At 39.6% G+C, this 513-nt stretch carries 1 protein-coding gene; it reads right to left on the minus strand.

All coding sequences use genetic code 11. The features are described 5' to 3' along the window. Window positions 1-425, minus strand: a 425-nt coding sequence (locus CBI42_RS11245) for a hypothetical protein (protein ID WP_256963816.1), incomplete at its 3' end; no start/stop codon positions are given. Window positions 426-513: the final 88 nt, after the last annotated feature.

Consider the following 513-nt stretch of genomic DNA (forward strand, 5'->3'; position numbering starts at 1 on the left):
TTCTTAGCAATGTTAGCTTTATCGCCCAATCGCACCATTGCATCACTCATGTGACCGACTTGTAAATCGTACTTGACCACATCAGAACGCACATTGGCCAGTGAAGTGGCTGTTTTGTTGACTCGTACTTGTTGGGTGTTAAAAGCTTCGTTAGCAATGTCCAAGCTACCTTTTAATTGATTAAGTTTTTCCTTTTCTTGAACATATTCATCCGCATTCTTGTGGGTATCATTGGCGAGGCGGTTAACAACATTTTGTTGTTTTTCATAGGCCAACTGGGCTTGTTTATAAGCCTGTGAGTTTTTACTGAGTTCACTATTTTGTAATCTGTACTGATCAGATAAGCTATTCAATCCTTCCTTAAGGCCTTTAAGCTTTACTTGACCAGCCTGGTTAATCTTTCCTTGAGCCTTTAGCGCATCCACATAAGAATTAGTTACCTGATTAAGGTTATGATAGTTGCGCTGTAATCCAGATAGTCCTGAATTAAGGTATTCAAATTGCTTTTCCGCC

Source organism: Streptococcus sp. KR, assembly GCF_002238115.1.
Lineage (GTDB): Bacteria > Bacillota > Bacilli > Lactobacillales > Streptococcaceae > Streptococcus.